The sequence below is a fragment of the Olsenella sp. oral taxon 807 genome, from assembly GCF_001189515.2.
Taxonomy (GTDB): Bacteria; Actinomycetota; Coriobacteriia; order Coriobacteriales; family Atopobiaceae; genus Olsenella_F.
In genome coordinates this window covers 92,978-118,170 of record NZ_CP012069.2, presented here as the reverse complement: position 1 = coordinate 118,170, position 25,193 = coordinate 92,978, and the positions used below count along the sequence as shown (strand labels likewise).

Sequence of the window (25,193 nt, the reverse complement as noted above, 5' to 3'; positions counted from 1 at the left end):
AGGCAGCTCAAGGCGCAGGTTTTGCGCAGGATATGACGTGGGGCAACATGAGGGACAGTCGAGCCACAGCGGCCAAAGCCGCCCGCAGGGTGCCGACGATAGCCAACGAGGACGCATGGAGAAGGGCATGCTGCTCGAATAAGGGACAAGGAGCTGTCAGGCATACAATGGACAAAGGGTCAAGCAGAAGAGTTCGAGGTGGATGATATGCTCGCACGTATCGTGCTGTGGGTCATATTCGCGGTGTGCGCCGCCATGACCGTCGCCTTTCTGTCCGGTCACGGAGCAAACCTTATCGCGGGCTACAACACTGCCACCGAGGCGGAGAAGGAGACGGTGAACGAGCGGAAGCTGCTCCGGGTCATGGGTGGAGGGATGCTCGTGGCCACGCTCGTCATTTTCGTCTTGGCACTGCTGGGAGGGGCGGCCCCCATAGTGCTCGTGTGCGTGTCAACCGCCGTCATCGCAGTTGACAGCGTCGCAATGGTCTACCTCGCAAACACGAAGTGCAAAAAGTAGCGGCAAGTTACCCGCGATGCTGTTACCGATACCGTTGCTTTCGTTGGCTTTGGTCCTTAGGAAAAGAAGAAGTACTCCGGACGTCTCCGGATGGATGCACGACATGAGCGCGGACAGCTACGCGCCCAAGAGCTGCTCTAAGGCCTTCCGCCTATTCAAGCAGGCGCTCAAGTGGGCCGTGGCGCAGGACCTCATAGCGAAGAACCCCTACGACTTCTGCAAGCCGCCCAAGCGCGTGAAGACGCCCATCAACGCCCTCTCGCGTGAGGAGCGCACGCGGATGCTGCGCCTCGCCATGCAGGCGGAGCCGCAGCCCTTGGGCTTCACGGTGGAGATCGCCCTCACCACGGGCATGAGGCGCGGCGAGGTCTGCGCCCTCAGGTGGTCGGACCTCTCCGACGACGGCACCATAACCGTGAGCCACGCCCTGGGAAACGGTCCGGGCGGCTTCTACGTGAAGGAGCCCAAGACCGGGAGCTCCGTCAGGACAATCCCCCTCACCAAGCACCTGAACACGATGCTCTCCGCTAGGCGCCGCGACGCGGAGCGCGTGGCGCGCGAGATGGGCGTGTCGCTGGGCGATCCGTATATTCTGGGAACGCAGGAGGAGAAGAGTCGGCCCTACAACCCCACGCAGCTCGGGAAGGACTTCGCCGCCTTCTGCAAGATGAACGGCTTTTCCTGCACCTTCCACGACCTCAGGCACACCTTCGCCACCATGATGATTGCTGGCGGCTGCGACGTGAGGACCGTTGCGAGCTACCTGGGGCATGCCAGCGTATCCATGACCCTGGACATCTATGCCGACGTGGACCCGGATGCGAAGCGTGCGGCTGTGGACAAGGTGGCGGACTCGTTCGACGTGGACCTCGACTCGCTCTACGACTTCCCGAGTCCCGCCACGGCGCCGAGCGTAAGCGCCGTCGCGCTCACGTTCTCGGTGGACCAGCTCAAGGCCATGCTCGCAGCCGCAGAGGAGAAGGAGGCAGGCCATGAGCATCTTTAGGCTCGTCTGGCGCTTCGTGCGCTGGCTCTTCCGCGCCGTCTCGCGCTGGATGTGAGCACGCTTGATAGAATTGCATCATCGGTTCGAGGAGGAAGACTACGGCCATGGCTGCAAAAGAACCCGCTAGGAATGAATCTGCAATCATCGCCTCCAACGATGCGCAGATCAGGGACATGATCTACACCGTGCGAGGCCAGCAGGTAATGCTCGACAGCGACCTTGCCGAACTGTACGAGGTCGAGACCGGCGCCCTCAACCGCGCCGCCAAGCGCAATGAGGACCGCTTTCCCGAGGACTTCCGCTTCAGGCTCACTGACGACGAGTACGAAAACTTGAGGTGCCAAATTGGCATCTCAAGCGATGACCTGCAGAAATTCGCAGCTGGCGGTCGCCGTTACATGCCTTATGTGTACACCGAGCAAGGCGTGGCGATGCTCTCGGGCGTGCTCCGCAGCAGGGTCGCAATTGATGCAAGCGTCCGCATCATGCGCGCCTTCGTAGAGATGCGACACTTCATCGCAGACAACGCCCATATGTTCGAGCAGATCCGCACGGTTGAGCTCAGACAGCTCAAATATCAGAAGAGCACCGACGAGCGCTTCGAGCGTGTCTTCGACTACATGGAGACTCACGAGGCGCCGAGCCAGAAGGTCTTCTTCGAGGGACAGGTCTACGATACGTTCGAGCTGCTGGTTTCCCTCGTGCAGAGAGCCAAGCGAAAAATCGTCCTGATTGACGGCTACGTGGACACGGGGACGCTCAACATCCTCGCTAAGAAGAGGCAAGGCGTCTCCGTCACCGTGTGGACGCACCCAAAGACCAGCCTCACCAAGTGTGACATCGAGACCTTCAACGCGCAGTACTCCACGCTCGAGATCAGGCACACGGCCTCGTTCCATGACCGCTTCCTCATCCTAGACGGTATCGAGGGCTACCTGGTGGGGGCGTCGCTGAAGGACGCAGGCAAGAAGAGCTTCGCGGTCGCCAAGCTTGAGGACTCCGCCGTCGTTGGCTCGATTGTCGCCGCGCTTGACAAATAGAAAAATGAGATCTCTAGCTCTAAGGTCACAGAATGTGACAGACGGTCTCGACGCTGCTCGGCCACGCGGACCCCGCCATGACACTACGCGCCTACACCGACAACCTTGAGGACGGCAAGCGTACCCAGATGGAGAAGCTGGACGGACTGCTGTAGAGACGGGACCGCGAGGTCCGACAGGTCCGACATGCTCCGACAAAGTCACGGCAGGGCTATGACGCGATGGAAACTTCGGAACCAGACTCAACGCGTCGCAGGTAAACGGGCTACGCGGAATAGGTCCAAGGGGTTCTTCGGGGCTTCGACAAGGTACGACAAGGTACGACAAGGTACGACAAGGAGGATTCTACCTCAGCGCATAGAACTGACGGGGGTCGTTGATCGAGGAGCCGTGCCACTCAAGCAGGCCCCCTGGCCCGGCAATGCCCTTAAGCACTCTGGTGGCGGTTCTCTGGCTGCGGCCAATGCGCTCAGCGAGCTCCTTGGCCGTGACCCTCCCATTCGTGAAGGCGAGGCGCACCGCCGCCAGCTCGTACTCGTCGAGCGCGGAGACCACCCCTTCGGTCAACCTGTCCTCGAGGGCCTCATGGCGTCTCACCGTACGCGCGACGATGTTGTTCTCGAGCGTCAGCTGGACCTTGGCGCCGCCCGGCTCGGAGTAGGTGGGGTCCTTGAGCAGCATGCTCTGCATCTCGCTGTAGATGCGCGGCACGCCCTCGTTGAGCTCGCGAACCCAGCCGAACTCGACGAGGGTACGCGCTATGCGCGGATTACGCGAGTAGCGCGTCGTCATCATGTTGTCGAGCGTCACGATGTTGGGCAGCGCACCCGGACTCACAATCTCCAAGCGGTCGTCGAAGACCGAGACGCGCACGTAGTCGCCGCGATAGGCGTAGTCGCGGTGCGTGACGGCGTTCACAAGTCCCTCGAACCACGCAAACTCAGGGTACTCTGGGACCGTTCGGAACTTGCCATCCGACGCCAGGAACTGGAACTCTCGCAGCATACCGGAGATAAGCGAGTATGCGCCCTCGATGACCCTGGGAAGAGGGCCGCAGAACACGCGCTCTTTCGTGATGTTGAGGCGCTTACCGGTCTCGGCCCTCGTGCCATCGTAGCGCAGCACGCGCACGCGCGCCTGGGGCATCATCGCAGACGGATCACCTGCGAAGAGCAGTGCGCCCGCGACGGTCAGCTTGCCGTCACGCATGAAGCGCCTGGATCTAAGCACCTGCTCGTCAGGAAGGTCGGTCCCAAGGACTCCCTTATACCTATCCAGGACCTCGTGGTCGACGTCCTCTATCGAGGAGTCCTCGATGAGCTCGTCCTCGAAGGCGCGCTGGCCCTTATCGTACTCGAGGGCCAGGACCTGCCCGCGGGTCAGCCTAACGCTCCTGTCATTCTGCCGCAGGAAGACCTCGCCGTCGCTCAAGCGGGAGATGACGTGGCTCGAGGACGCCTCGATATCCAAGACGAGCACTATGTCATCCTCGCCGGCCGAATTGGTCACGGAGACGCGCTCAGCGCGGACGATGGGGCTCGGGGAGCAGGTAGCGAGCGGCGCCCTCTCGAAGTCCTCGATGTTACGGGCGCCGTTTCTCCTGAAGCCCGTGACATCGCCGCCGTCCTCGATGCCGATGACGAGCTTACCGCCCGACGCGTTAGCGAAGGCACTAATCCCTAGATGACGCTAATTGTAGAACTACAGCTCCAGGCCGAGGACGTCACGGTCGAATTCCCTGACGTCGATTGACGAGGGCACCTTCACCCCGAGCGCCTTGTAGTACTCGCGGACCTGCCTCGACGGCGTCTCGACCACGACCCTGCCGTCGGCGTTGGTGTAGCAGGACAGCGACCTGGCCTTGCCCCATACCTCGGTGAGGGAGACGTCGGCCCCGGCGAGCGCCTTGCGCATCCTGAGCACCACGATGGTGCCGATGATGTCGGCGAGGATCTTGCCGCGCACGGTGAGGTCGCTCCACTTGCGCAGCGGCAGCAGGCCCAGGTAGTCCTTGCTGGTCTTGAAGACGCCCTCGATCTCGGTGCGGCAGAAGTACTCGTCCAGGATCTCGCGGGGCGTCGCGACCTTGGTGGACATCAGCACGAAGTAGCCCTGCCGCACGGTCTCCCAGTCCTTCTCGGCGAGCGACATCCCGTCGAACCTCTCCTGGTTCTTGTCCAGCCACCTGGCGAAGCGCGGCGTGGCGTTGGTCTGGTCCACGTAGACGTAGCAGTGCAGCCTCACGCCCTGCACCTCGACGTCGCGCCTCCTGGCGAAGTAGAGGTGGCCGGAGCGCGTGATCGCGTACTTGCCCTTGCCGATCAGAGAGCGGACGCCCCGCCAGAGCTCGCGGTACGGGTACCCCCTCCTCGCCGGCATCCTGACCAGCACGTCCCTCTCGCCCTCGGAGAAGGCCTCGAGCAGCTCGCGCGACGCGTAGCCCGCGTCGAGGACCGCGGTTACGACCTCGATGCCGAGCGTGGCGAGGACGTCGCCCATCACGGTCTTTATGGTCGAGAGGTCAAGTACGTTGCCGGGCACGACCTCGTACCAGACGGGCAGCCCCGTCGTCTCGTCGAGCACGAGCGCGAGGCGCATCTGGACCGCCGCGCCCCTCAGCCCGTGGCTGCAGAGGGCGTTGAGCGGGTTGTCGACCGCGTCGTTCGGGAGCGGGGTGGAGTCCACGTAGCATGCGCGGCCGAAGCCGGGCTTCGTCCTCCTCATGAGCCTGGCGAACGCCCTGAAGAACGCGACCTTCGCCCCGTCGGCGCCCATCGCCGAGAAGAACGCCGTGTCCGATCTCAGCGACGCGGGCGGCACGCCCGGCAGCGCCAGAGCCGCGAAGGACCTGGCCACCATGTTGTCGCAGGTCTCGCGGCTCCCGTCCCGCACCACGCCGTGCGTGACGTGGGCGAGGGCGCGCTGGTAGGACCGGTCGTCGGGGAGCGCCTCCCTGAGGCACCCCGCGACCCCATCGGCGCCCAGGAACGACAGCAGCAGGTGCTCGGGGCCGAGCTCCAGGTGCCGCGGCGGCTCGGGGAACGCGCCCGTGTTCGCCAGCCGCTCGTCGCCCTTGGCCACCGGCGCGAATCCGTCGGCGTCCGCGTCGTACTCCACCAGGCCGCGCGTCGGTGACGCGAACACGCCCGAGCGCCTGTCGTCCGCGAGCCAGACGACCTTGCCCAGCCTCTCGCGCACCGCCTGCGCCGAGTGGTACTTGGCGCCGCGCACGTACGACGTGTCGACCACGGCGGCGGACCCGCTCCTGATTGCGCCGGACTCGTCCCTGACCAGCTTCTGCACCTTTATGAACGGCATCCCGGTCGCCTCCCGTGCCACACAGGAAGTAGTAAGTAGCACTACATATAATATAGCACAAGAGAGGCCCCTTGGGGCCTCGACCTGCGATTTTCTCGATTTTCTTTGGTTTGATCAGGCGGTAGTTCTACAATCAGAAAGAACTAGGGCTAATATGCTTGGCAATCTCCTTGTCATCCTTGCGGGCGCTTTTGCGGTCGAAGTACTGGTTCTCCTTGGAGGTGGAGAAGAGGGCGACGTCGTTCGTCGCGAGGGGCTGCTGCATCGGCGTCTCCTTGTCGTTAGTCATCCATAGTTTAAACCCGATGAGGTATTGGCCTCGCTTTTATCTCCACCTATTCGTACTTCGGAGTCCAAGTAGGCCGACAAAACTCTTCGCTACGCACATCATGTCTATGAGCGAAAACTCATGCCCTCCGGATTTTGCTTCCTCCCTTGCAGCCGCACGTGCCACCGGCACCGCCCGGGCCACGGGGAGCGCCAAAGGGGCGCCCCACAAGCTTAGGGGGCCAATCATGGGAAACAGGGCAGTCATCACCACGAAGGAGCATGAGATCGGCGTCTACCTGCACTGGAACGCGGCAAGGACACGGTCGCACCACTGCTCAGGTACTGCGAGCTACAGGGCTACCGCCCACCGAGCGGAGACTGCTACGGATGGGCACGGATCTGCCAGGTGATGGGCAACTTCTTCGGGAGCGGCCTATGCTTGGGAATCGACCGGGTCGAGCAATTAGGCGACCAGGGCGACAACGGCGCCCACGTCATCGACGGCTGAGAGATTGTTGGCGCGAGGAGCCCTACGACTTGCTTTCGCCGAGCAGGACCAATCCGACTTCGACGAGATGCCCCGAACGTTCGACCTCGATGCCTAAGGACGAACGGCTTGGCGAGTACCTGAACGCGGTTGAGGTGCGCGCGGCCGAGATCGAGCTGGGCGACGAAGTTTGGATGGAAACGGTGAACGGCCGCAAGGCTCTCCCGGTCATGGGCTTCGCCGAGCGTCCCGTCCCCCTCTCACAAGGTGGCAGAAGGCTCGAGCACAGTCCGTACGTCGCGCTCTGCGAGAGAGACGGCGACTACACCTGGAATCCCAACAACTTCCCGAAAGGAGACGTCCTGCGCGTGCGGCGGAGGGCGTAGCAACTGCCGGGGCGCGCCAGATCGACCCCTGTACCCGAAACGTTCGCCTAGCGGGCCTCTCTGCAGAGGGCGTGTCCTCCTGGATGCGCGACATGGGCGGCGACGGATACGCGCTCACCAAGCACCTGGAGACAACGCTCTCCGCCAAGCGCCGCGACACCGAGCGCGTGGCGTACGAGACGGGAGTGGCGCGCGGCGACCCCTGCACACCGGGAACGCGGGGGGCCTGCCCTGCAACCCAGCTCGGCTCGGCAAGGACCTCTCGGCCCTCCGCAGGGTGAACGGCCTTAGCTGCGCGTTCCACGACCTCAGGCACACCCTCGCCACCATGATGATAGCGGGCGGGCGCGACGTGAGGACCGCGGCGAGCTGCCTAGGGCACGCGAGCGCGTCGATGACCCCGGACATCCACGCCGACGTCGACCCAAAGGCCAAGCGGGCAGCCGTGGACAGGGTGGCCGACTCTTTCGACGTGGACCTCGGCTCGCTCTGCGACTTCCCCAGCCCCCGCTGCCACATCGAGCGCTGGTGCCGGCGGCCCCACCTTCTCGGCGGAGCAGCTCAGGGCCATGCTCGCCTCCGCAGAGGGGAAGGAGGCTTCCCGTGGACATCCTTAGGCTCGCCAGGAGCTTCGCGCACCGGCTCTTCCGCGCCATGTCTCGGTGGATGGGATTGGATGGGATTCTCAGATTTGCAGTTAATATCATATGGAAATGGTTACAATTTGTACCTGTTTCCACTATACTTCGTCTGCATGAAGTTCAAAGAGTACATAGCATCGCATCAGGCGTTCACGACGGGCGACCTTTACGCCATCGCCACGAGGGAGACCGCGCGGACGCTTCTGCGACGCGCCCTCAGGTCGGGCGAGGTCGAGCGGGTGCGCCGGGGCGCCTATGTCTCCAAGACCGGCAAGTTCCTCGGCGAGGCGCCCGACCCGTTCCTCGTGGCCAAGACCGTCGACCCCGAGGCGATCGTCTCGTATCACTCGGCGCTCGTGGCTCACGGCGTCGCGCACAATGTCGGCTTCGAGTGCTCGTTCAGGTCCGCAACAGTGCGCTCGCCATTTGAGTACGGGGGCGTCCGCTACGTCCCCTTCGGTGCCGGCGGCGATCCGCGTGTGCAGACCATGCGCTCGAGGTCCTACGGTGCGGTCAGGGTGACCACGCGCGAGCAGACGCTCATCGATTGCCTGATGTACCCCAAAAGAGCCGGCGGCGCAGAGGAGGCGTTGCGCTCCTGCTCGGCCTTTCCCTACCTCGACCTAGAAGCCCTGACCGAGATCCTTGGCAGCGCACCTGCCGCCGCCGTCGCCCGGGCGGGCTGGCTCCTCGAAGCGAAGCGGGGCGACTGGGGCATAGCCGACGAGACGCTCTCAGCGCTCGAAGGGCGACTTCGGCGCGGCCCATCCAAGTTGGATCCGAAATCACAGGAGAACAGGGGCTGGAGCCGTCGCTGGAGGTTGTACCTGCCCGAAAGCGAGGAGGAGGTCCTGTCGTGGACATCATGAGCACTGGCGAGTTCGAGCCGAGGACCGTGGACAAGGTCGAGCGCCTGCTCGACCTCCTGGACGAGATGGAACGCCACCCCGCCCTCAAAGGCAAGCTGGCGCTGCACGGCGACACCGCCATCAACCTCTTCATGCTCGACGTACCGAGGCTCTCGGTCGACATCGACGTCTCCTACATCGGCAGCGTCTCACGCAAGGGCATGCTCGCCGACAGGCCGCACGTCGAGGACGGCATAGAGGCCGTCGCACAGGCACAGGGCTATGCGGTAGAGGCACACCCCGGCGGGCATGCTGGACGTACCTTCCTCTTGCGCTACCGTGGCGACTGGGGCGTCGGCCACGTCAAGGTCGACTGCATCTACATGAACCGCTCTCCCATCCTGCAGCCGTGTTGCGAGAGACGCCCGTGAGGCCGGGCGCTATGGTGCGCACGCTCGCGGACGCCGAGCTCGCGGCCGGCAAGGTGAAGGCGTTCTTCGACCGTGTGAAGGTCCGCGACCTCTACGACATCTCCAACCTGAAGGGCGTCTACGAGACACTCGAACCCGGCGAGCAGGAGAGGGTCCACCGGCTGGCCCTGTACTACGCCTCGCTCTCCGCGTGCTTTCCAAAGCCTTTCGAGGGAAGGGAGCAGCGCTTCGCGGACAGACTTTCCGAGCTCGCAGACCAGCTCTACCCCATGCTCCGCTCGTCGATAGAGCACCCGACGCTTGAGGCCCTCATGGAGGACGCCAAGCGCTTCGTCGCTGACTGGATCCTTCCCAAGACGGATAGAGAGCGCGAGTACCTGGAACGGCTGGCAGCCGGAGACTATCGCCCGGAGCTCGTCTTCCAAGACGAGTCGATGGCCAAGGCCGCCGCCGCCAATCCCGAGGCGCTCTGGAAACTCGAGAACCTCAGGAAGATGCCCCGATAGAACAACCTGCCCCGATCCTCAAGGCCCAAGGCAGTCGCCTGGGCCAACCTCCTCGTCGAGAGGATCGACGCGGCAGAGCAGTGGCCCTCTAGGCCACCGCCAGACACGATGACGAACAGGCACTGAGGCCTCCATGCCACAGACGAGCAACGCCACCACGGCGCAAAGCACCCCGCGCACTTCACGGGCATGACAGCTGTGCATCGTGCGTCACCCGCACAACCACGCCGTCACCCAGCGGAGTCAACGCGACCCTGAGAACACCACACCTCCACCACACGCTCCAGCGCACAGGCACACCAAACCCCGCAGCAACCACATCGCCCCATTCCCACGAGCTGCCTCCGCACGCTACCCCACCCCGCCTTGGGAGCGAAGACTCGCCCACGGACGCTTCCGCGCAAGGGCCGCGAAAGCTTTCCCGAAGGGCCGCAGGCGATCCTTTGGGAAACTCAAGGCGCATCCGCGTTTCGCTTTCATCCCTTGCACTGTCGCTTGCCCGCAGGCGCCATCCGCCCCGCAAGGCGCGCCAAGGGGCGGGCCCCAACACGAGGGGGCAGATAGTCATGGGAACGAACGTCGACGAGAGGTCGCACGAGGCGGAGCGCGCACGCGACGCCCTCATCGTTGAGCTCGAGCTCTTGGGAGGGGGCGTCGTCCTCCAACGTCTCCCTCAGGAACTTCATGGCCTCGTTCATGCGCCACAAGGAGGACTCCGGCACCATCGAGCCCTCCACGGTGCGGGGCTACCGCGCCGAGACGCGCATCATCTGCCGCTACCTCGGCAGCGTGAGGCTCGCCGAGCTCTCTATACCGGGCACGTCCTTCTAGATGCGCGACATGAGCGCCGACGGATGCGCTCCCCTCCCGACCAGACGCCAGACGCAATGACATAGCGGGCGCCGCAGCCCACACATCACAGGAGGGCAGTGACGCAACGACTAGGAGCGCACCCGGGCATCATCACGGGCACAGCCACCGCGTATTACGCAGCGCTCGAAAGTCAGTCCGCTGCCCACGCGAAGCCGAACCCCCTCGCCGTGACGGACCGCGCGTGCACGCCCATCCTTAACAGCGCGAACCATAATCCCTAGATGACGCTAATTGTAGAACTACAGCTCCAGGCCGAGGACGTCACGGTCGAATTCCCTGACGTCGATTGACGAGGGCACCTTCACCCCGAGCGCCTTGTAGTACTCGCGGACCTGCCTCGACGGCGTCTCGACCACGACCCTGCCGTCGGCGTTGGTGTAGCAGGACAGCGACCTGGCCTTGCCCCATACCTCGGTGAGGGAGACGTCGGCCCCGGCGAGCGCCTTGCGCATCCTGAGCACCACGATGGTGCCGATGATGTCGGCGAGGATCTTGCCGCGCACGGTGAGGTCGCTCCACTTGCGCAGCGGCAGCAGGCCCAGGTAGTCCTTGCTGGTCTTGAAGACGCCCTCGATCTCGGTGCGGCAGAAGTACTCGTCCAGGATCTCGCGGGGCGTCGCGACCTTGGTGGACATCAGCACGAAGTAGCCCTGCCGCACGGTCTCCCAGTCCTTCTCGGCGAGCGACATCCCGTCGAACCTCTCCTGGTTCTTGTCCAGCCACCTGGCGAAGCGCGGCGTGGCGTTGGTCTGGTCCACGTAGACGTAGCAGTGCAGCCTCACGCCCTGCACCTCGACGTCGCGCCTCCTGGCGAAGTAGAGGTGGCCGGAGCGCGTGATCGCGTACTTGCCCTTGCCGATCAGAGAGCGGACGCCCCGCCAGAGCTCGCGGTACGGGTACCCCCTCCTCGCCGGCATCCTGACCAGCACGTCCCTCTCGCCCTCGGAGAAGGCCTCGAGCAGCTCGCGCGACGCGTAGCCCGCGTCGAGGACCGCGGTTACGACCTCGATGCCGAGCGTGGCGAGGACGTCGCCCATCACGGTCTTTATGGTCGAGAGGTCAAGTACGTTGCCGGGCACGACCTCGTACCAGACGGGCAGCCCCGTCGTCTCGTCGAGCACGAGCGCGAGGCGCATCTGGACCGCCGCGCCCCTCAGCCCGTGGCTGCAGAGGGCGTTGAGCGGGTTGTCGACCGCGTCGTTCGGGAGCGGGGTGGAGTCCACGTAGCATGCGCGGCCGAAGCCGGGCTTCGTCCTCCTCATGAGCCTGGCGAACGCCCTGAAGAACGCGACCTTCGCCCCGTCGGCGCCCATCGCCGAGAAGAACGCCGTGTCCGATCTCAGCGACGCGGGCGGCACGCCCGGCAGCGCCAGAGCCGCGAAGGACCTGGCCACCATGTTGTCGCAGGTCTCGCGGCTCCCGTCCCGCACCACGCCGTGCGTGACGTGGGCGAGGGCGCGCTGGTAGGACCGGTCGTCGGGGAGCGCCTCCCTGAGGCACCCCGCGACCCCATCGGCGCCCAGGAACGACAGCAGCAGGTGCTCGGGGCCGAGCTCCAGGTGCCGCGGCGGCTCGGGGAACGCGCCCGTGTTCGCCAGCCGCTCGTCGCCCTTGGCCACCGGCGCGAATCCGTCGGCGTCCGCGTCGTACTCCACCAGGCCGCGCGTCGGTGACGCGAACACGCCCGAGCGCCTGTCGTCCGCGAGCCAGACGACCTTGCCCAGCCTCTCGCGCACCGCCTGCGCCGAGTGGTACTTGGCGCCGCGCACGTACGACGTGTCGACCACGGCGGCGGACCCGCTCCTGATTGCGCCGGACTCGTCCCTGACCAGCTTCTGCACCTTTATGAACGGCATCCCGGTCGCCTCCCGTGCCACACAGGAAGTAGTAAGTAGCACTACATATAATATAGCACAAGAGAGGCCCCTTGGGGCCTCGACCTGCGATTTTCTCGATTTTCTTTGGTTTGATCAGGCGGTAGTTCTACAATCAGAAAGAACTAGGGATAATCAGAGCTGATGGTATATTCCGCCATGGCGACCCCTTCCATGAATGCGGCGCGAACGCCTCTTGCAACGACGGCAGAAACTTACCGCGAACCACGGGCCCGAGGACATGCGCCGAAGGGCGCTCATCTTTCATGCCGAGGAAAAGTCGTTTCCCATCCGGATGCCGATGCCTGGTGATCGTCGGCGAGACACGCGACGTCTTTGTCCGCCGTCATCCCAGCTCCTTCACGAGCCCGCCGAAACCTGCTGCCTGTCCCAAGCTCGCCTTCGCCAGGCCGCCTTCATAGAATGAGATGAGCTCGGAGACGAACGCCTGGGCGGACCGGCGGTCCAGGCCGTGTCGCAGTGTCTCGAACATGCCGTCGAAGAAGCCGCGCGTGAGCACGTGGACAAGCAGCCGCTGGTCGTCGTCAAGCGGCATCCCCAAAACGTCGGACTGGGCGTAGATGCGCCGGCAAGGCTGTTCGGCGACCTTTTCCACGTAGTGCTCGAACGCGGTGCCCGCCGAGGCATCCAGTAGCAGCATGAACGCGTCGCGGTTGTCGAACATCAAGTCGACTAGTTCCTCATATACGGAGTGCGAGAACAGCTCGCGTTCTCGGATTGACTCGTTCCCCATGTCGAAATACCTATCGTAGCCCGCCATGAGGGTTTCCATGAACTTGCCTGCCGCCGGCCCAACCAACGCGGCGAACAGTCCTTCTTTGTTGTCGAAACGCGTGTACACGGTATGCGTGGTCACTCCCGAATCGAGGGCGATGGTGCGCAGCGACGCATTCGCGAACCCATGCCGGGAAAACTCCCTCCGCGCGCTTGCAAGAAGCTTTTCCGTTGTGCCTTCGGCACGTTTCGCCACGCGACACCCCTCTTTCACCTAGGGATCGAATTAGATCCGACCTCGTTATTATAGGGTAGGCATGATGTCCCTGCTTTGTTGCTTTGCCTGCGGCCGCTCCAGCACGCGCCCGCGCCCCGTGCGAAGGCCCCTTGCCTTGACCGACGGTGGCCGCGCTAGCCAACGATGCGCGAGAAGTGCTTGGCGAACAGCCTGCGCCCTAAGAGGGTTCCTGCCACGGCGCCCACCGTCGTCGCGGCGCCGAACGCCATCAGAAGCGGCCCCTGCACGCATCCGGCGAGCGTCGCCATGTAGTCGACGCCGTAGCTCTTGACCGCTGAATCCATGTAGCCTTCCATGGAGAATGCGATCGGCGACATGAAGCCGAACCAGATAAGCAACGCGAACAGGACGTATCCTGCGACGATGAGGGGAAAACTCTTGTACCTGCCTGCCGACACGACCACCTCGCCCACAATGCCGGCCATTAGAACGAACAACGGAACGGGCCCGTATGCCCCTATGAGGAAGTTAACTAGCGCCGAGATGGCGCCGAGGCCGAACACGGCCCCGCGTTTGGGAACCTTTGTCACGATGTAGACGAAGATGATGCCACCGGGGACGAAGCCGACAAGGCCGAACAGCGGGAATCCGACGGCGGACAGACCACCTATCGCGCCCACGATGAACAGCACCGCCGTATGCAAGAGGGCGAAGATGCCCACGGTGACGTAGTCTTTGGTCGACATCTTCTTGCCTGTGCCGCCCGTTCTCACGGCCTGCGCCGGCATTCCCGCATCTTTGTTCTCTTTCATTCTTCCTTCCTTTCGGTCAAAGGGAGCCTGTGGGTCTTGCCCTCTCGGCTCACCCTTTGCTCACCCGATCGAAAACCACGCGCGCAGGAGCGCCGCATGCTCTGTGTCAAGCGGATACGTGCAGGTCACCCGGCCGGATTCCAGCATCGCGATATCGTCGGCCATACGGCAGATGAACTCGTAGTCATGCGTTATGATCAAGACGCGCGTTCCTCTGCGCGCCAGGCGCCGTATCGCCTGGGCGATCCGCTGCATGTTGGCGAAGTCGAGCCCGCTTGTCGGTTCGTCGAGTATCACCACGTCGGGCTCCGCCACGATCGCCGTGGCGATGGCGAGGCGTTGCTTCTCGCCTCCCGAAAGCGAGAGCGGATGCCTGGAGAGCGTGCCACCCAGCCCCAGCTCTTCAAGCAAAGCGGCGGTGGCCTTAACGGTCAGGCTGCCCTTCGCGTCGGACATCGCAAGCTCACCTGCAACGGTATCGCTGAAAAGCTGGCTCCCTGCGTCCTGCATGATGAGGAAGAATCGACCCGCGCGCCGCCTGAACGAAAGCTCGCGGCCTACCGACACGAGGCCCGCGCGCTCGCGCACAAGGCCGCAGAGCATGCTTGCCAACGTGGATTTTCCTGCGCCGTTCTTCCCCAGCAGGCAGACGGTTCTGCCTGCCAGCACCTCGATGTCTACGCCGCGCAACGTCTCTCGCCTTCGGTATCCGCCGCGAAGCCCTTCTACGCGCAGGGGAGCCCCCGTTTGGCTGTCGTGCTCCGGCTGGGCTGTCGCCACCTGCGCCTCCACGAGGCTCAGGTCGAGACTGCGCAGCCCCAGTGCCGCTTGGTCGCCAGACGAAAGCGCCAGGTATCCGTCTCGGCTGAACTCATGGCTCACTCGCCCATCTTGAAGGTACACGCAGCGGTCCACGGCGTCTTTTAGGTAGTACACGCGATGCTCGGAGACCACCACGGTCTTGCCACACTCTTTCAGCCGTTCCACAAGCCGCCCGAGGCGCCTGGTTGCATCGAAGTCGAGATTGGCGCTCGGCTCGTCCATCACGAACACGTCGGGGCCGAGCGCGTAGGCGGCGGCGATGGCCACGATCTGCTTCTCGCCACCGGAAAGCTCGAACACGCTCTTTCCCATCAGGGTCTCTATGTCCAGGTCGACCACCGCACGTTCGACGCGCCGGCGTATCTCTTCAGTCGGCATGCCGAGGTTCTCCAACCCGAACGCGATCTCGGTTACCGTGTCGGTATTGAAGAACTGACTTCGAGGATTTTGGAACACGCTCCCCACCATGCGCGCGATCGCAGGCATGGGAAGGCTGGAGAGCGCCTGGCCGCCTACACTCACCGAACCGGTCATGTACCCTTCGTAGTAGTGGGGAATGAGCCCGTTCAAGGCGCGGATGAGGGTGGTCTTTCCCGAGCCGCTCTTCCCCGTGACCACGACGACTTCACCGCTTTTCACGGAGAGGCTGACATCCTGCAGGCATGCGCCGTTGCCGCCCTCGTAGGAGAAACCGAGATTCGAGATCTCTATCATGCGATTGCTCCCACGCGGCTTGCCACCGCTGCCGCCACCAGGCATGTGCATGCCACAAGGCATATGGCATCCGCAAGATCGATCTCCATGGGGTAGACCGTGGTGCGCACATCCTGCGCCTCGATGCCGCGCGTTATGGCGGCGGCAGAGATTTCCTCGGCGACGGTCGCGCTGCGCACGATTATGGGCACCATGACATACTCCATCGTGCGCACAAGATGGAACGCGACGTTTTTGGGCGACACACCGAAGCCGCGCATCTTCATCGCCCCTGTCACATTGCGCCATTCCGAAGCCAGCGAGGGGAAGTAGCTCAAGACGACCGAGAACGGGATGGTGATGCTGTTGGGAAGACGGAGCTTCTGCATGACCACCAACAGCTCGCTTATCTTGGTGGTGGCGACCAGGCAGTAGCCGAACCCGAAGATGGGCGTGGTCTTGCGGATGACCATGGCGACGACCAGCAAGACCGAGGCGATGCCGTTCTCGCCGCCCGCAAACGCCATGATGATCACCGCCGCCGCGTAGGTGGCGGCGCAGCGTATGGCCGTGCGGTTGAGCCTGCTGTACAGAAGAGCCGCCACGATGCACGCCATGACAGCGATCTCGACCGAGAAGCTGCGGTTGAGTACCGCAGCCACGTTCACGGCCAGCAACGCGGCGACTTTCACGCGGGCATCCAGGCGGGGCGGCTCCCTGTCGAAAAGCTCTCCGATACACGTATCAAGGCCTGGTGTTCGCGAATGCTCGACATGCGGTAGAAGCCCTGTCTTTGGCATGCATGCCCGCCCGCTCATCGCACGTCGTTCCCGTCTCGCCCCGCCGACCACGAAGCGCTTTTTGTTTGCAGCGCGAACAGGCGGCTGTACAGCCCCTTCGCGCCCATCAGCTGCTCGTGGACGCCCTCTTCGACGACGGTACCCTCCTGAAGCACGACGATGTGGTCGCAGCCGGCGATCGAGCGCAGCCGATGGGCCACAACGAGCACGGTCTTGTTTTTCACGAGCGCCCCCAGAGCCTGCTGGATATGTGTCTCGTTCTCAGGGTCGACGGACGCGGTCGCCTCGTCGAGTAGCACGATCGGCGCATCCTTCAGCAGGGCGCGGGCGATGGATATGCGCTGTCGCTGCCCTCCCGAGAGCGTGCGACCGTTTTCGCCCACGATGGTCTCGTAGCCGTGCGGGAGCTTTTCTACGAACTCGTCGCAGCATGCGGCCCGCGCGGCCTCACGCACCTCCTCGTCGGTTGCCCCCGCGCGTCCGATGCGGATGTTGTTCGCTATCGTGTCATCGAACAGCACCACGTCTTGAAACACGAACGCGTAGCTGCGCAGGAGCGTCTCGGGGTCGATGCCGCCTATGTCGATGCCACCCATGCGCACCGTGCCCCTATCCACATCCCAGAAGCGCGCGGCGAGTCTGCATAGCGTCGACTTCCCGCAGCCCGAAGGCCCCACGAGTGCGGTTGTCTGTCCCTGCGGGGCGGTAAAAGACGCGTCGTGGATGACGTCGTCCTCGCCATAGGCGAATGTCACGTGGTCGAATTCGAGATCATACGCCCTCGGGTGGACGTCGCCGTCCCCCTCCTGAACGGGATGGTCCAGTATCTCGCCGATACGCTGGGATGCCACGAGCGCATGAATGATGGCGCCCAGCCGCTCGATGGCGACGCAGAGCGGTTCGTACAGGCGCACCGAGGCGAACAGGAAGAGGAGAAACTCGAACGTGCCCAAATCCCCCGATGCCATCCGCGCTGCACCGTAGACGATCACCACGCCCATGCCGCAGCGCAGGAAATTCTCACCGAACGAGATCCCCAGACCGGCCAGCAGCTCGTATAGGACCAGCCCGGGCACCAGTTTTCTGGACGCACGGCGAATCTTGCCTTGGTAGCCATTCATCAGGTTGAGAGCGTGCAGCTCCTGCATGTTTTCCAGATACTCCTGCATCGCCTCGCTCATCTGCAGGCGCCTTGCGCGGTTGCGCCTGTTCTGTCCCTCGGAGATCAAACGGGACAGGGCCATGAACAGGGCGGCAAGCGGGAGACATGCGGCAAGCGCAAGCGTCATGCGCCAGTCGACGACAAGCAGGCAGACGATGCTTGCCAGAGCGAACAGCAGGCCGCTCACCAGCTCGACAAACGAAGTCGCGAGCACGCCCTGCACGGTGTCGACGTCGTCCATGACTGCGGAGGTGAAGTCGGAGAGGTCGCGCTTCCCCAGATAGGACATGGGGAGCCGACGGATTCTTTCGGCAAGCGCGATGCGCATGCGGGCATCCTCGTCTCCCGCACTCAGGTATTTACTTTTGTACGATACCCAATACGCCAAGAACATGACGACGACCAACGCCGCCGCTGCCCCCAGATAGGGCAGAAGCGGTACGTCCTGGGCGTTTGCGCCCGCGCTCCGAACGACCATCTCGTTCGCTATCATCGCGAGTAGTATGACGGGAAGGAAGGCGGCGAGCCTGAAAGCGCACATCCACGCGCTCGCCCGCAGCAGGTTGGCATTGCCCTCGTCGCTTACGCGCAAAGCTTTCTGCAGCGGATTGCCCATCATGCGGCCCCTCCGATCTTCCATTCCACGCTCCGCTCGTACTCCTTGTACATGCGAGCATAAAAACCAGCCTGCGCTATAAGCTCGTCGTGCACGCCCCTCTCGACGATGCGTCCGTTCTCCACCACGCATATCTGGTCGGCGTCGACCACGGTAGAGAGGCGGTGGGCAACCATGAGCACGGTCTTTCCGCGCAGCAGCTTGGACAGCGCCTGCTGGATAAGATGCTCGTTTTCGGCGTCGGAATAAGCGGTCGCCTCGTCGAGCAGCACGATGGGGGCATCTTTGAGCATGGCGCGTGCCAGAGCGATGCGCTGCATCTCCCCACCGGACAGGTACACGCCTCGCGCGCCTACGACAGCGTCGGCCCCGTTGGGGAATTTTTGGAGGATATCGTCGCATTGCGCCAGATGGAGGGCCCGCAGCACCTCTTCCCGCGAAGCGGTAGGCTTCGCATACGCCACGTTGTCCGCGATGGAGGCCTTGAACAGCCGCGTGTCCTGAAAGACGATGCTCGTGTGCGCAGCCAGCCAGGCGTAGTCCATCTCGCGCACATCGTCTCCCCCGATGCGCACGGTTCCTTCCTGAACATCCCAGAAGCGCGCGATCAGATTGGCCACGGTGGTCTTACCCCCTCCCGATTGCCCCACGAGGGCGCACACGGCGCCGGCGGGAATGCGCAGCGTCACATCGTCGAGCGCGAGAGGAGAGTCGGGCTTGTAGCGGAATGAGACGTGATCCAAGGCTATGTCGAAGCACTCAGGCTCCTTCGGGGCAAGAGGGCGTTCCAGCACGGGCTGGGTGAGAATGTCGTCCACGGCGTCGAGCGACGCGCTGGAAACCATGAGGTTCGACGCCGCGTTCATGATGCGCGTAAGCATGGTCACAGTCATGGGGATGAGCACGCAGAAGAAGATGAAGGTCGCCGCTGCTGTGGTTGCCGCCGCACCGCCTTTCGCGCTGTCGTGCAGGACGATGGCGGTTGGGATGAGAAACAGGAACCCCGCGTTGATGGTGACGGTGTAGAGGCTGTCCGGCAGGCGCATGGAGAGCGCGTATTTGAGCATCCATGATCGGTGCTCTTCCACCGAGTCGTGATAGCGCTTGAACGACTCCGCCGTTTGGCCGAACACCTTCACCACGGCGATGCCGCGTACGTACTCGGTGGTGGCGCTCGCCATGTCCTCTGCCGACTTCTGCTGCTTGGCGTAGAAGGACTTGCTCGAGTCGTTCAGCATCCACGCCAGCACGAAGAACCCTGCGACCAGGGGCGCTAGGCAGGCGAGCGAAAGACGCCAGTCGAAGGCGAACATGCACGCGATATACGCGACCGGCAGTGCAATGGCATTAACGAAGTCGGGCATGGTGTGCGCGATGGTGTTTTCGATGTTATCGGTGTTCTTCTCGATTATCTTGCGCAGCTTGCCCGAGGGATTTGCCACGTGGTAGCCCAAGGGGACCCGCCCCAAGTGGCACACGATGCGGTCGCGCAGACGGGCAACCGTGTTGAACGCCGTCAGATGCGAGAAGAGCAGGCCGATGCCGTATATCCCGAATGCCGCCATGATAAACAGCACCGCGTCCCAACCGAGGGCCGCTATCGCTTGCCGGTCGATTGAGGAAAGGTCACCGGCTGTCGTGAGCACAGCTTCTCCCACGTAGTATACGCGCACGTAAGCGAGCAGGTTCATGGCCGCAGAGGCCGCCACGGTTGCCATGCTGACAATCTCGAGCCAGCGATAGCCGCCCATGAGCACGAACAATCGCCGCACCGTGCCCTTCTTGTCCATGTCCACTCCTCATATCGGTAACAACGTTTCCGTTGATAATACACCATAGGGAACACTGTTTCCGATAAAAATTGGACTCAGGCATTGCAAGCCGCTAGAGACGAGGGGAACAACGACGGCTTCATGGCCGCCAAAGGCCCCACTCTGGGAATCTTCACAGATGATAGTAAGCATCCCGCACGGAAGGCTGGCGAGAAGCGACGTGATTCGGACATGCAAAAACGTATGTTTGAGGCCTCAGTTGCCGCCGAGGGATAAAACCCGCTCGAACTCGCCACCGACATGCGCTGCAGCAAGGTGTACGCTCAGGTGGAGCAGTCTCAAGGAGGACGGCCGTGCGGGTGCTTAGGGTGCTGGTCAAAGCTATCAGGCTCATCGCCAAGGCGGCGCTCAGGTTGATGCGAGCATAGGCAACCGACAAGTCCGAACCATTTGGAACTTGGTAGAACCTTGAAGGCACAGGATGTGACCTCAAGCGGAGGAAAGGGAGGACATGGCAGACGAGAAGACCGGGTCGGGCGAGGGGCGAGACGCCATCGTCCCCGTGGTCGACGCCCGGACCCGCAGCATGATCCACACCGTGCGCGGCAGGCAGGTCATGCTCGACAGCGACCTCGCAGAGCTCTACGGAGTGGAGACCAAGGCGCTCAATCGTGCCGCCTCGCGCAACTCGGCGCGTTTCCCCGAAGATTTCAGGTTCAAATTGGGTCACGATGAATTCGAATCTTTGAGGTGCCAAATTGGCACCTCAAACAACGGAGACGGACGCGGCGGGCGACGCTACATGCCATACGCCTACACCGAGCAGGGCGTCTCGATGCTCTCGGCAGTGCTCAGAAGCGAAGCTGCGGTGCGCGTGAGCGTGCAGATCATGCGCGCCTTCGTCGAGATGCGCCACTTCATCGCCGACAACGCCCACATGTTCGAGCAGGTCCGCAACGTCGAGCGACGCCAGATCGAGTACCAGCAGAAGACCGACGAGCGCTTCGAGCGCGTCTTCGACTACATGGAATCGCACGAGGCCCCCAGGCAGAAGGTATTCTTCGAGGGCCAGGTCTGGGACGCCTTCGAACTCTTGGTCTCTCTCGTCCAGCGTGCCAAGAAGGGCGTCCTCCTCGTAGACGGCTACACCGACGCAGGCACCCTCAACATCCTGGCAAAGAAAAACGACGGCGTCTCCGTAACGCTCTGGACCCACCCCAAAGCCAAGCTCACTGCCAAAGACATCGAGACCTTCAACGCCCAGTACCCCGAACTTACGGTCAGGCGCACGGAGTCCTTCCACGACCGCCTCATCATCCTAGACGGCACGGAGACCTACCTTGTCGGTGCATCCCTCAAGGACGCGGGCAAGAAGGTATTCGGCATCACGAGGATCGAAGACTCGGAGACCGTGCAAACAATCCTGGTAAGACTGGACCCAGGGGAAGAGAACGCGGACGTCAAGGAGGGGACCGAAGGACAAGCAGCCGAAGGATAGCGTGGCCGAGAGATGCGATTAACAAACCAGCATGGATAAGAGCAGCGCCGCATCCCAAGTGGGTCACGACGCTGCTTCATACCACCAAGGCAGCCACCAAGAGTTTCCAACGGCGCGGCGCGGCAGAGGTCCCTGCCTCAAGCCGCAGCCGCGCCGCGCTGTTGGAAACTCGTGCGAGGTTTGGGCCGCCGGACCTACGGGCAAGCCGGAGGGGTTTCCAACACCGCGCAAAGGACACGCGGCATTGAAAACCCGTGCGACGGTCACGCACCTGCAAGGGCAGGCAGCGGGGCGCTGCGTACCCCGCTGTCGTCAATGACGGCCATACATGAGCCAAAGCAGCAGCGCCAGCGGAGCGACAAGCAGGCAGAACACAAGGGCCAGAATGTCAGCCAAGCCCCAAGCCAGCTCCTCATGCAGACGGCCTCTCATTTCAGCAGCTCGTTCACGCGCCGCTGCACCGCTGCGTATTTCTCGCCCAGACGGCACCTGCGCTCCTCGCCGCTGCCGTAGTCGCCCCGGATCACGGCGCGAGCCATGGCATCGATGTCCGCGGCCTTGGCGGAAGAGGCCTTCGCGGATCCCGCCCGAGAGGTGTAGTCTAGGCAGATCCAGCCCGCGCCGGACTTCAGGCGGCCCCAGTTGCCGGAGGTCCCCACGATGGTGTACGTCCCCCGGCTGCGGATACAGCCGACGACGGCATAGCCCGTTCCGGGCCCCTTGCGGATGTTCAGCGCGTCGCAGGTCACCTTCACGAGGTACACGTCGGAGCTCCCGGACTTGCTGTCCGATTTCGTGGAGCCGCCGTCCAGCCGCGCGTTAACCTCACTCGCTAGCTTCCCCATGCGGGCATGCAGCCGCGCCCCCAGGCAGGCGGTCGAGGCGAACATGCGGTGCTCGGTCAGGCTCCCGTTCCGGTCGCCCGTGTAGTTGAGCCGAAACCCGTACCGCGTGCAGATGTCCGCGCAAAGTCCGACCAAGGTGTCCCATGTCTTCTGGCTCATCTCTCCCGTGGAGTTATCGATGTTCCCGCACTCGATGGTGATGGCCCGCCTGTCGTTCCAAGCGCTGCTCGACGTCCAGGCCCGGTCGTCCTCGTCCATGCTCATGACCACGTCGCCGTCGACCCCGATGCAGTAGTTCGAGGACGCCTGCCGAGTCGTCCCAGCGAAGTAGTCCGCGCACTGCCTGCCACTCCACCTGGCCGCCATGGCAAGTTCGACGCCACCACGCCAGCCGGCGTCACCGCGCCTCCAATGAGCGCCACCAATACCGACTCCATACGAGAAAGCCCTCCCTGCGACGCCATCCAATGCATTCATCCTCCAACCCCGTCACAAACGCTTGAGAAGGCCACATATATGGCTATAATTCTGGCTAGTTACAAGAACTCTCGGAAAGGGACGCCCATGCCTGCCGTCACGATGGGCCTCGCGGAGGCCAAGAACAACTTCTCCAAGGTCACGGCCGAGGTCAACCGCACGGGCCGTCCCGTCACCGTGCTCAAGAACAATAGGCCCTGGGTTGTCATCCAGCCGGCAGCGGGGGCCGCCCAGACAGACGCCGTGGACGTGGCCGTCGACTTCATGGACGAGTACGCCGACGTCTTCCGGGAGCTGGCCAAGTGAACGCCCCGCAGGACCCGCTCGTCGCAAAGGACCAGGTCATCGCCATCCACGACGTGGCCATCGCGCGCTTCGGCGGCCTTCCCGGCGTGCGCGACGAGGGCCTGCTCGACTCGGCCCTGGCTCAGCCCTGGCAGACCTTCGGTGGCCGGGACCTCTACGAGGGCGACGTCGCCAAGGTCTGTCGCCTGTACTACGGCGTGATCCGCAACCACCCCTTCACCGACGGCAACAAGCGCACGGGGGCCGCCCTTCTGGGAGCATCCCTGCGCCTCTGCGGCCACCACTTCAAGCCCGCCACGACGACTTCCTGCGGGCGATGCCAGCGGTCGCCGACGGCAGCATGTCCTACGAGCAGCTCGTCGAGTAGGTCGAGAAGGCTGTCTCCTAGGCCTTCGCCGTGAGGTACCCCGCCTGCCCGTCCTTGTCCACCACGCAGTAGGCCATCCCGGTCTTTCCGCTAGCCCGGGCCGTGCCGTTCCCGCCCACGAGGCTCTTGCAGCTGTAGAAGCACTGGTTCCCAGTGCAGCCGGAGGGCAGGGCCCAGTCCGCATCCACGTAGATCGTCGTGAGCGCCGAGCACCCCGCGAAGGCGTAGAAGAGGTCCGTGAGCGAGGAGGGGTCGAAGCCCGTTAGGTCGAGCTCCGTCACAGCCGTGCACGACGAGAACGCATGCCGCATCCGCGAGACGAGCCTCAGGTTCCCCAGCCCCTCGAAGCTTGTCACGTCCCCATACGCATAGAACCAGTAGTTCATGTTGAGCTCTGTGAACCCCGCCGTCGCCATGTCGGCCTTCACCTTGACCTTGGTGAGGCGGTCCTTCTCGTCCGACCACGGCAGCCCTGAGGCCAGCTGGTACTTGGCCTAGGCGCGGTCCGCCCGCGCCCCGCGACCCCGCGCGACCACGTAACGTCCGAGCTCGCCGAGATCTCCAGGTACCCGTCCGCGTAGACCGTCCCCCAGAACCACTGCCTCGTGTCGTTGCCGGGGTCCGTCAGCACGCCGCCCTCCCCGAGCTTGCAGATGGAGTAGGCGGTCAAGTTCCCCACCACGGTCCTATCGGTTCCCCCGACCAACTTCTGACAGCCGTAGAACATCTGGTAGCCCGCCGTGAGCGCCGACGTGTCGAAGAAGGTGGCGTAGACGGACTCCAGGTCCGTGCGCGAGACGAAGCACTGCTTCGCGGTCGTCATGCCCGAGAGGTGCTGGAACCCCACGCCCTCGGTCGTCGCAGACATACGCAAGGAGACAGTCCGCTTGGAAATCCGGCCGTCCGAGACCTCATACGAGCACTCCAGCTCCCCGTCCCAGACGGACTCGACCCTGCGCAAGGCTGCCAAGGCGTTCGAGTGGCAGAGCAGCGCCCCGCGCTTGGTGGAATCATCGCAACTCACCGTGCCCAGTGACCATCGCGTGTGAGCGACCACCGCCATGGCCTGCGAGACAGTCTTGGCTACCAGCTGCTCCTCTTCCACGAAATCGCGCAGCAGCTCGCACAATGAACTCTCGGCATAGACGTGCGCAATGCCCGCCGTCTCCTCGTCGGTCCTCACAACCTCGTGCTCGCGCCAGGCCCCGGTGTCGGGGTCCCGCCACACCAGCCGGTCGCCCTTCTCAGGCGCCACCAGGCAGCCGAACTCCAGCGTGTCCTCGCCTCCCAGCCCCTCAGTATGCGTCATGAAGCCCAGGGTCGGCAGCACCCCCAGCCGCTCGTCCCACCGGTCGAAGAGGTAGAGGGTCGGGACTGCCATCAGGCCCACCTCTCGACCCAGCTCACGGAGTGAAAAGAACAACCCGAGAAGACCAAGGCATTTTCCACCGGGTACCAGCGCGAAGAAGTCAGATTCGAGCGAGACCCGCGCCGTGGCATCGGCCCCGTTCACGGTCACTGCCTGCCGCTCCATGTCGATGACCACCACATCGCCGGCGGCGAAGGTGCCTTCCACAGCGACGGAAGAGCTCCCGTCGCCCACGGAGACCGCACTCCCGGCCTCAGCTACAAGCGTGATCGTCGGCCAGGTCTCCCACGTTCCGCCGACCTCGAACGATTCGGCGCCGCTCGTCTTAGGAACTGTCGATAGTAAGAGACTCTTCGGGGGTTCGTGTGGGTTGACGCCTCGGCCAAGATGCCAACCTGGCAGCGGCGCCACTCGCGCAGAGCCTGTCTTCCCGACCAAGCGAGAGGGGCCAGCGAGGAGGCGCCGCCGACACGCCATGACGG

The 25,193-nt window shown here is 63.6% G+C and carries 27 protein-coding genes and 1 pseudogene; 14 read left to right on the top strand and 14 right to left on the bottom strand.

From position 1 onward, the window contains the following. Positions 1-207: 207 nt before the first annotated feature. The 3 genes from ADJ70_RS00515 to ADJ70_RS00505 all read left to right on the top strand — a co-directional run bounded on the left by ADJ70_RS00515 (position 208) and on the right by ADJ70_RS00505 (position 2,565). Entirely contained in the window at positions 208-519 is a 312-nt protein-coding gene (locus ADJ70_RS00515) for a DUF3784 domain-containing protein (RefSeq protein ID WP_157051322.1), read from the top strand. A gap of 103 nt (positions 520-622) precedes the next feature. Next, a complete protein-coding gene (locus tag ADJ70_RS00510; protein ID WP_216597286.1) occupies positions 623-1,525 on the top strand; it encodes a site-specific integrase in 903 nt (300 codons plus the stop codon). Positions 1,526-1,629: 104 nt separating this feature from the next. Next, the gene (locus ADJ70_RS00505) at positions 1,630-2,565 is read left to right on the top strand and encodes an ORF6N domain-containing protein (protein WP_083443700.1); all 936 of its coding nucleotides are present in this window, start codon (positions 1,630-1,632) and stop codon (positions 2,563-2,565) included. Between the two features lie 345 nt (positions 2,566-2,910). Here ADJ70_RS00505 and ADJ70_RS15180 read toward each other — a convergent pair whose 3' ends face one another. The 3 genes from ADJ70_RS15180 to ADJ70_RS15465 form a co-directional block, all read right to left on the bottom strand. Next, a complete protein-coding gene (locus ADJ70_RS15180; RefSeq protein WP_256381309.1) occupies positions 2,911-4,242 on the bottom strand; it encodes an ATP-binding protein in 1,332 nt (443 codons plus the stop codon). A gap of 24 nt (positions 4,243-4,266) precedes the next feature. Further along, positions 4,267-5,883, bottom strand: a complete 1,617-nt coding sequence (locus ADJ70_RS00490; RefSeq protein ID WP_050340583.1) for a transposase — start codon at positions 5,881-5,883, stop codon at positions 4,267-4,269. Between the two features lie 133 nt (positions 5,884-6,016). After that, positions 6,017-6,148 (bottom strand): hypothetical protein, encoded by a 132-nt coding sequence (locus ADJ70_RS15465; protein ID WP_256381296.1) that lies wholly within the window; start codon positions 6,146-6,148, stop codon positions 6,017-6,019. A 250-nt stretch (positions 6,149-6,398) separates the two neighbouring features. Here ADJ70_RS15465 and ADJ70_RS15025 point away from each other — a divergent pair, with 250 nt between their 5' ends. The 7 genes and pseudogenes from ADJ70_RS15025 to ADJ70_RS14360 all read left to right on the top strand — a co-directional run bounded on the left by ADJ70_RS15025 (position 6,399) and on the right by ADJ70_RS14360 (position 9,452). Then, positions 6,399-6,563: a hypothetical protein gene (locus ADJ70_RS15025; protein ID WP_216597285.1), complete on the top strand. Its 165-nt coding sequence runs from the start codon at positions 6,399-6,401 to the stop codon at positions 6,561-6,563. 187 nt (positions 6,564-6,750) lie between these two features. Further along, on the top strand, positions 6,751-7,026 hold the full coding sequence (locus ADJ70_RS15020) for a hypothetical protein (protein ID WP_216597284.1): 276 nt from the start codon (positions 6,751-6,753) through the stop codon (positions 7,024-7,026). Between the two features lie 92 nt (positions 7,027-7,118). Beyond that, positions 7,119-7,307: a hypothetical protein gene (locus ADJ70_RS14860; protein ID WP_172674413.1), complete on the top strand. Its 189-nt coding sequence runs from the start codon at positions 7,119-7,121 to the stop codon at positions 7,305-7,307. Further along, a pseudogene (locus ADJ70_RS15590) lies at positions 7,304-7,387 on the top strand (hypothetical protein); the annotation flags it as partial. The gene ADJ70_RS14860 and the pseudogene ADJ70_RS15590, both read left to right, overlap by 4 nt. Before the next feature lie 363 nt (positions 7,388-7,750). Beyond that, complete coding sequence (locus ADJ70_RS15175; protein ID WP_050342538.1) at positions 7,751-8,536, top strand: type IV toxin-antitoxin system AbiEi family antitoxin domain-containing protein; 786 nt, start codon at positions 7,751-7,753, stop codon at positions 8,534-8,536. Further along, on the top strand, positions 8,533-8,946 hold the full coding sequence (locus ADJ70_RS00470) for a nucleotidyl transferase AbiEii/AbiGii toxin family protein (RefSeq protein WP_253273283.1): 414 nt from the start codon (positions 8,533-8,535) through the stop codon (positions 8,944-8,946). Before ADJ70_RS15175 ends, ADJ70_RS00470 begins: the two co-directional genes overlap by 4 nt. Next, entirely contained in the window at positions 8,943-9,452 is a 510-nt protein-coding gene (locus ADJ70_RS14360) for a nucleotidyl transferase AbiEii/AbiGii toxin family protein (protein ID WP_172674411.1), read from the top strand. The genes ADJ70_RS00470 and ADJ70_RS14360 overlap by 4 nt, the downstream gene beginning before the upstream one ends. 476 nt (positions 9,453-9,928) lie before the next feature. On the opposite strand, the gene ADJ70_RS14855 is transcribed toward ADJ70_RS14360, so the two are convergent. Beyond that, positions 9,929-10,138 (bottom strand): hypothetical protein, encoded by a 210-nt coding sequence (locus tag ADJ70_RS14855; RefSeq protein WP_050342534.1) that lies wholly within the window; start codon positions 10,136-10,138, stop codon positions 9,929-9,931. On the opposite strand from ADJ70_RS14855, the gene ADJ70_RS14355 reads away from it, so the two are divergent. Further along, entirely contained in the window at positions 10,137-10,283 is a 147-nt protein-coding gene (locus ADJ70_RS14355) for a hypothetical protein (protein WP_172674410.1), read from the top strand. The genes ADJ70_RS14855 and ADJ70_RS14355 overlap by 2 nt on opposite strands. A 281-nt stretch (positions 10,284-10,564) precedes the next feature. Here the strand turns inward: ADJ70_RS14355 and ADJ70_RS00455 are convergent, their stop codons facing one another. The 7 genes from ADJ70_RS00455 to ADJ70_RS00425 all read right to left on the bottom strand — a co-directional run bounded on the left by ADJ70_RS00455 (position 10,565) and on the right by ADJ70_RS00425 (position 19,867). After that, entirely contained in the window at positions 10,565-12,181 is a 1,617-nt protein-coding gene (locus ADJ70_RS00455; RefSeq protein ID WP_050340583.1) for a transposase, read from the bottom strand. A gap of 364 nt (positions 12,182-12,545) precedes the next feature. Continuing rightward, on the bottom strand, positions 12,546-13,190 hold the full coding sequence (locus ADJ70_RS00450) for a TetR/AcrR family transcriptional regulator (protein ID WP_050342532.1): 645 nt from the start codon (positions 13,188-13,190) through the stop codon (positions 12,546-12,548). A 155-nt stretch (positions 13,191-13,345) separates the two neighbouring features. After that, entirely contained in the window at positions 13,346-13,984 is a 639-nt protein-coding gene (locus ADJ70_RS00445; RefSeq protein ID WP_050342530.1) for an MptD family putative ECF transporter S component, read from the bottom strand. A gap of 60 nt (positions 13,985-14,044) precedes the next feature. Beyond that, positions 14,045-15,520 (bottom strand): ABC transporter ATP-binding protein, encoded by a 1,476-nt coding sequence (locus ADJ70_RS00440; RefSeq protein ID WP_050342528.1) that lies wholly within the window; start codon positions 15,518-15,520, stop codon positions 14,045-14,047. After that, entirely contained in the window at positions 15,517-16,299 is a 783-nt protein-coding gene (locus tag ADJ70_RS00435) for an energy-coupling factor transporter transmembrane component T (protein ID WP_062393038.1), read from the bottom strand. The genes ADJ70_RS00440 and ADJ70_RS00435 overlap by 4 nt, the downstream gene beginning before the upstream one ends. A gap of 14 nt (positions 16,300-16,313) precedes the next feature. Beyond that, complete coding sequence (locus ADJ70_RS00430) at positions 16,314-18,101, bottom strand: ABC transporter ATP-binding protein (protein ID WP_083443694.1); 1,788 nt, start codon at positions 18,099-18,101, stop codon at positions 16,314-16,316. Continuing rightward, positions 18,077-19,867 carry an ABC transporter ATP-binding protein gene (locus ADJ70_RS00425; RefSeq protein WP_050342524.1) on the bottom strand — a complete coding sequence of 597 codons (1,791 nt, stop codon included), beginning with the start codon at positions 19,865-19,867 and terminating at the stop codon, positions 18,077-18,079. The genes ADJ70_RS00430 and ADJ70_RS00425 overlap by 25 nt, the downstream gene beginning before the upstream one ends. A 493-nt stretch (positions 19,868-20,360) precedes the next feature. On the opposite strand from ADJ70_RS00425, the gene ADJ70_RS00420 reads away from it, so the two are divergent. Further along, entirely contained in the window at positions 20,361-21,347 is a 987-nt protein-coding gene (locus ADJ70_RS00420; protein WP_050342522.1) for an ORF6N domain-containing protein, read from the top strand. A gap of 428 nt (positions 21,348-21,775) precedes the next feature. On the opposite strand, the gene ADJ70_RS00415 is transcribed toward ADJ70_RS00420, so the two are convergent. Next, entirely contained in the window at positions 21,776-22,669 is an 894-nt protein-coding gene (locus ADJ70_RS00415) for an N-acetylmuramoyl-L-alanine amidase (protein ID WP_083443693.1), read from the bottom strand. An 87-nt stretch (positions 22,670-22,756) separates the two neighbouring features. On the opposite strand from ADJ70_RS00415, the gene ADJ70_RS00410 reads away from it, so the two are divergent. Both ADJ70_RS00410 and ADJ70_RS00405 read left to right on the top strand, forming a co-directional pair. Beyond that, a complete protein-coding gene (locus tag ADJ70_RS00410) occupies positions 22,757-22,975 on the top strand; it encodes a type II toxin-antitoxin system Phd/YefM family antitoxin (RefSeq protein WP_050342518.1) in 219 nt (72 codons plus the stop codon). Beyond that, positions 22,972-23,376: a type II toxin-antitoxin system death-on-curing family toxin gene (locus tag ADJ70_RS00405; RefSeq protein WP_216597283.1), complete on the top strand. Its 405-nt coding sequence runs from the start codon at positions 22,972-22,974 to the stop codon at positions 23,374-23,376. Before ADJ70_RS00410 ends, ADJ70_RS00405 begins: the two co-directional genes overlap by 4 nt. Here the strand turns inward: ADJ70_RS00405 and ADJ70_RS00400 are convergent. Continuing rightward, a complete protein-coding gene (locus ADJ70_RS00400) occupies positions 23,360-23,758 on the bottom strand; it encodes a hypothetical protein (protein WP_157051318.1) in 399 nt (132 codons plus the stop codon). The two genes, ADJ70_RS00405 and ADJ70_RS00400, sit on opposite strands and share 17 nt — an antisense overlap. A gap of 8 nt (positions 23,759-23,766) precedes the next feature. Next, a complete protein-coding gene (locus tag ADJ70_RS00395; protein ID WP_157051317.1) occupies positions 23,767-25,188 on the bottom strand; it encodes a phage tail domain-containing protein in 1,422 nt (473 codons plus the stop codon). Positions 25,189-25,193: the final 5 nt, after the last annotated feature.